The sequence below is a fragment of the Acetatifactor sp. genome, from assembly GCF_982438285.1.
In genome coordinates, this window is the sequence record NZ_CEWDFQ010000224.1 from 1 (window position 1) to 5,088 (window position 5,088).

4 protein-coding genes and 1 pseudogene are annotated in these 5,088 nt (G+C 50.5%); all 5 read right to left on the reverse strand.

Annotated elements, in window-relative coordinates; translation table 11 throughout:
- Positions 1–71: pseudogene (locus AC1WIP_RS11010) on the reverse strand (ACT domain-containing protein); the annotation flags it as partial.
- A gap of 26 nt (positions 72–97) precedes the next feature.
- Positions 98–898 carry an MBL fold metallo-hydrolase gene (locus tag AC1WIP_RS11015; protein ID WP_318704103.1) on the reverse strand — a complete coding sequence of 267 codons (801 nt, stop codon included), beginning with the start codon at positions 896–898 and terminating at the stop codon, positions 98–100.
- A gap of 20 nt (positions 899–918) precedes the next feature.
- Positions 919–3,018 (reverse strand): cell division protein FtsA, encoded by a 2,100-nt coding sequence (locus tag AC1WIP_RS11020; RefSeq protein WP_481141871.1) that lies wholly within the window; start codon positions 3,016–3,018, stop codon positions 919–921.
- On the reverse strand, positions 3,006–3,620 hold the full coding sequence (gene coaE / locus AC1WIP_RS11025) for a dephospho-CoA kinase (protein ID WP_481141872.1): 615 nt from the start codon (positions 3,618–3,620) through the stop codon (positions 3,006–3,008). The genes AC1WIP_RS11020 and coaE overlap by 13 nt, the downstream gene beginning before the upstream one ends.
- Positions 3,617–5,088, reverse strand: a 1,472-nt coding sequence (gene polA, locus AC1WIP_RS11030) for a DNA polymerase I (protein ID WP_481141873.1), incomplete at its 5' end; no start/stop codon positions are given. The genes coaE and polA, both read right to left, overlap by 4 nt.

Genomic DNA, 5,088 nt, shown 5'->3' on the forward strand with positions numbered 1-5,088 from the left:
AGATAAGTGCACACCCTGGCAATGATTCCTACTGTATCCCGTCCTACTACCGTAATAATTGTTCTTTTCATTCTTCCTCCATTCTCCTCCCTTGTTATTACGCAATATTGATAATGGGGGAAACTTCGTTTCTCCCCGCCACCATAAGCCTGAAATCTCCGCCATTGTAGGGGTTATCCCCCATGGTGATCTCCATGCGCACCGCCTCGTAGGCAAGCTCCGGCAGATTGTTTTCCTTGCTTAAATGCCCCAGAAGAATGGTCTGGAGCCCATCGTGCAGAATCCGGCCAAGCAGCCTTCCCGAATTTTCATTGGACAAATGCCCCTTATCTCCCAGAATGCGCTGCTTCAGATAATAAGGGTACGGGCCTACCTGAAGCATATTCACATCATGGTTTGCTTCCAGCAAAACCGCATCCATGCCCTTTAGACACTCCACGGTATAATCGTTATAAACCCCCAGGTCCGTACAAATTCCCACTCGTTTGCTGCCGTATCCGATGCGGTAGGCCACAGGCTGGGCCGCATCATGGGAAATCCGCATAGGGTTCACCGTCAGGTCCTTGATGATCAGCTTTTCATCCTCGTAAACCTCTCGAAAAAGAGAGTCCTCAATCCTTCCGATGGTGGTGCATTCCTTAATAGCCTCTATGGTGCCTTTCGTGGCATAAATGGGAACATTGTATTTGCGGGCCATGACCCCCAGCCCATTGATATGGTCCATATGCTCATGGGTCACCAAAATACCGTCCAGATCAGCTCCTGTAATTCCCAGCGTATGCAGACCGCACTCTGTCCTTTTTCCGCTGATTCCCACGTCCACAAGCAGATGGGTTGCCTCAGAGCCCACATAGATGCAGTTTCCGCTGCTTCCGCTTGCAATACTGCATAATCTCATAATTTAAGTCTCTCTTTCCTCTATTTCCAGTATATTTCTATGACCTCGCCGCCGTTTAAAGCCTCCATATACTGAGCCGGCCTGCCATTTATGTTGGTCACAATGCTGCGCCCTCTGGAGTCCCTTAAATCAAAATCTATAAAGTCAAATACATCCACAAACACATAGCTCTTTTTACCGGATAACACAACAGGCGCGCCGTTGACTGTTACAGTCACTTCATTGTTTTCCTTTTCGCCAAGGCTCTTTGGCGCCTCCTGTTTCTCTGCCGGCGCATCTGTCTTGGAAGCCTGCTTCTCTTCTGGATGATTCTCCTCCTCCCGCAGGTTTTCCTCCTCCGGGGTGTGCCGGTTCTCTGAGGGCTTCTCCGCTTCCATATCCCATGTCAGGGTAAAGTTTTCATATACCCTTGTCTCCGGCCTGGCCGCCGTCTCATTCACCTGAATATTTTCTCCCAGCGGCACATCCAGAAATTCCGCGATTTCCGATACCGTATAGTAATTATGTACCTGTATGGCATCTCCCTCCCGGATCAGATAAAATTCGTTTTCTCTATTTCCATTCACATAAGCGGTTTTGGGAAGGTCAATGCCCGCTCCGTTCACAAAAACATGAAGCCGTTCCGAAAGCTCCGAAAGCCGGCCAAGCTCCAGGGAGGCTGCCGCTCCGGTGGTGGAGGCGGTGATCTCTATCTTGTCTCCGCTGTGTATTTGGGTATAGATGTCCGCCGGATCCTTATTTACGCGGATCACAGCCGATTCCCCCTGCTCTCCTCTAATCATGCGGTTCTTGCCATTCACCGAAAAGGTGAGGGCCTGGCCCCGTCTCGGGAAAAGTGCCTCATTGGGGAATTTTGCCTGCATGGCCGCATCCGCCACGGATATCCTTCCATTGTCATACAGCTTTATGCGCATCTTGTTAAATTCCACGAAGATAAAATTGTTGCTCTGCTCATAATAGCTTAAGCAGATGCCGATGGGAGTCACCATCATGGCATCGTTTCTGGCGTTTTCTATCTCAAACTGAATATTCTGCATCACTTCCTGGCCGCGGATGGCTACTCGTTCCTTTGCAATTCCCAGCTCTGCCGCCAGCTTCTCAGTATACCCGGGAATCATTCCTCCTCCGCCTACCACGAATACTGCGCTGACAGATTTATCGCCGTTTAACTCCTTGATGCAATCCGCTGCCAGCTTTGTCATTCTGGCCACGGCCTCCTCCAAAAGCTCCATCACCTCCTTAGAGGAGATGGTCTGAGGCAGTCCCAGAATATCCGTATATTCCACCGTTTCCATTTCTCCTGCCTTGCGTTTGATCTGCTCCGCCGTATCAAAATCCACAAGACAGTGCTGCACCAGAATATCCGTCAGGCTGTCCCCGGCTACCGGTATCATGCCGTAAGCCACTATGGTGCCTTCCTTTGTAATGGAGATATCGCTGGTGCCCGCCCCAACGTCCACCAGCGCCAGATTCAGCATACGGAATTTTTCCGGGATCGCCACCTGTATGGCGGCGATGGGCTCCAGCGTCAGATTTGCCACATGAAGCCCGGCCAGCTCCACCGCCTTATACAGCCCATCCACCACATCATCCGGGAGAAAGGTGGCAATCAGATCAATTCCGATTGTCTTAGCCTTATGTCCCTCCAGATTTCCAATCTGGTAGCCGTTCATATAATATCGCATGGGCGTATATCCCACACAGTAAAACTTTACGTCCGTGTCATTGTCTCTCTGAAACTCCTCATAAGCCTTTTCCACTCCCATGGCAGCCAGGGAATAGATATCCTCTGCCAGAATCTCCCGCTCACTCTCAAAGGTATGCTCCGTATAAGTGGTCACAGTCCGCAGTACACGGCCAGCCGCTGCAATACATACCTCTGTAAGCTCTCTGTTCAGATCCTGTTCCAGCTGTGCTTTCACCTGGGAGATGGTCTCTCCCACCTTGCCGATATCGTGTATCTGCCCGTCCAGCATGGCCCTGGTCTCGTGCTCCTTCACCCGCTGTGCCGCCACATGAAAGCTGCTGCCGCTTTTATATCCTACGGTTCCCACAATGCTGCGGGTGCCAATGTCCAGGCCAAATACCAGCTGTCCCTGTTTTTCCCTTACTCCTGCCATGTAAAAGCCTCCAGTTTCTTATTGATCTGACGATAGCTGTCCTCCAGGGAACCGCTGTTATCTATGACAAAGTCACAGGCCCCTCTAAATTCCTCCTCCGACAGCTGACTGTTCATGATTCCCTCTATCTTTTCAGGCGCATAGCCCCTGGCTCTTTGAAGCCGTTCTCTGCGTACATCCTCTGCTGCATAAACATACCACAGCTCATCCACGATCTGGCCGTAGCCCCCTTCCACCAAAAGGGCGGCCTCCACAAAAAACAATTCAATGTCAGGATTTTCTCTGGCCTGCCTATACCGCTCCAGAAGAAATTCCTTCACGGCCGGATGTACAATCTCATTGACCTGTTCCAGGCATTTCTCATCGGAAAAAATCTGTTCCGCCATGGCGGCCTTGTCAATCTGTCCTTCTCTGTCCAGGATTTCTCTTCCCAGAAGCCTTACCAGCCTGTCAAAGCAGGAAGTACCCGGCAGCTTTACCAGATGGGCCACCTCATCCGCAAGATAAATCTCACATTTATAGTGCTTTGCAATATAACGCAGAAGCTCCGATTTCCCCGAGCCTACGCCTCCCGTAATCCCAATAAAACGCACCTTCATCATTTCGCCTCATACCAGTTTTCGCCAGTATGCAGATCCACCTCCAGAGTCACCGCCAAATCTGCTGCCGACTTCATATTTTCGGAAAGGATTTCCCGAACCTGCTCCTCTTCCTCCTTAAGGGTCTCGATCAAAAGCTCGTCGTGTACCTGCAGAATCAGCTTGGATTTTAGTCCCGCCTCCCGCAGAGCCCTCCATACCCGGATCATAGCAATCTTGATGATATCTGCAGCCGTGCCCTGAATGGGAGAATTCATAGCTACCCGTTCCCCAAAGGAGCGCTGCATAAAGTTAGAGGAGGACAGCTCCGGCACCGGGCGCCTTCTATGAAACAGGGTGGTCACATAGCCCTTTTGTTTGGCTTCCGCCACCAGCCCGTCCAAAAATTCCTTGACTTTGGGATAAGTGGCAAAATACTGCCGGATATACGCTTCGGCCTCCTTTCTGCTGATGCTTAAGTCCTGGCTGAGGCCAAAGGAGCTGATACCGTACACAATACCGAAATTCACCGCCTTGGCATTTCTTCTCTGCAGGTCCGTCACCTCCTCAAAGGGCGTGTGGAACACCTTGGCCGCCGTAATCCGGTGGATATCCTGGTCCATCTTATAGGCCTCAATGAGCTGTTCATCCCCGGACATATGAGCCAGAACACGCAGCTCAATCTGAGAATAATCGGCATCCATAAATTCATAGCCTTCCTTTGGCACAAACACCTTCCGGATACGCCTTCCCAGCTCCATCCGCATGGGAATATTCTGCAGATTCGGCTCTGTGGAGCTGATACGCCCTGTAGCCGTTATGGTCTGGTTGAAATTGGTGTGAATGCGGTGATCCGCGCCAATATAAGCGGCCAGTCCGTCCGCATAGGTGGATTTCAGCTTTGCAAGGCCTCTGTATTCCAGAATATCCTTTACAATAGGATATTCCTCCGCCAGCTTTTCCAACACATCTGCTGCCGTGGAATATCCTGTCTTAGTCTTTTTCCCTCCGGGAATGCCCATGGTTTCAAATAATACCTCGCCCAGCTGTTTGGGTGAGTTAATGTTAAATTCCACTCCCGCCTGGGCATGGATGGACTTTTCCAGCTCCTCGATTCTGCTCACCAGTGCGTCCCCATAAGCCTTCAGCTCCTCTCTGCGCACCTCCACACCTTCTTTTTCCATGTCATAAAGCACCAGAGAAAGGGGCATTTCTATTTCATCCATCAGATGATCCATCTGCGTTTCCTTAAGCTTATCCCGAAGCACTCCAAAAGCCGCTGCACACACATAAGCGCCAAAGCAGTAATATTCCATGCACTTTTCGGGCTGCTTCTCAAAGGCCTCCGAAAGCTTAAGCTTCCCAAAGGTTTCCACCTTCCCGGGAATGGTCAGGTTTAAGTGCTCCGAGGCAATGGTCTCTATGCTGTAATCACTTTTCAGCGGATTTAAAAGATAGGCTCCGATTAAAATATCAAAATATTTCTCTGTGC

Coding starts and splice junctions, on each gene's coding strand:
- AC1WIP_RS11015 (WP_318704103.1), bottom strand. CDS start 898: ATGAGATTATGCAGTATTGCAAGCGGAAGCAGCGGAAACTGCATCTAT.
- coaE (WP_481141872.1), bottom strand. CDS start 3,620: ATGATGAAGGTGCGTTTTATTGGGATTACGGGAGGCGTAGGCTCGGGG.
- AC1WIP_RS11020 (WP_481141871.1), bottom strand. CDS start 3,018: ATGGCAGGAGTAAGGGAAAAACAGGGACAGCTGGTATTTGGCCTGGAC.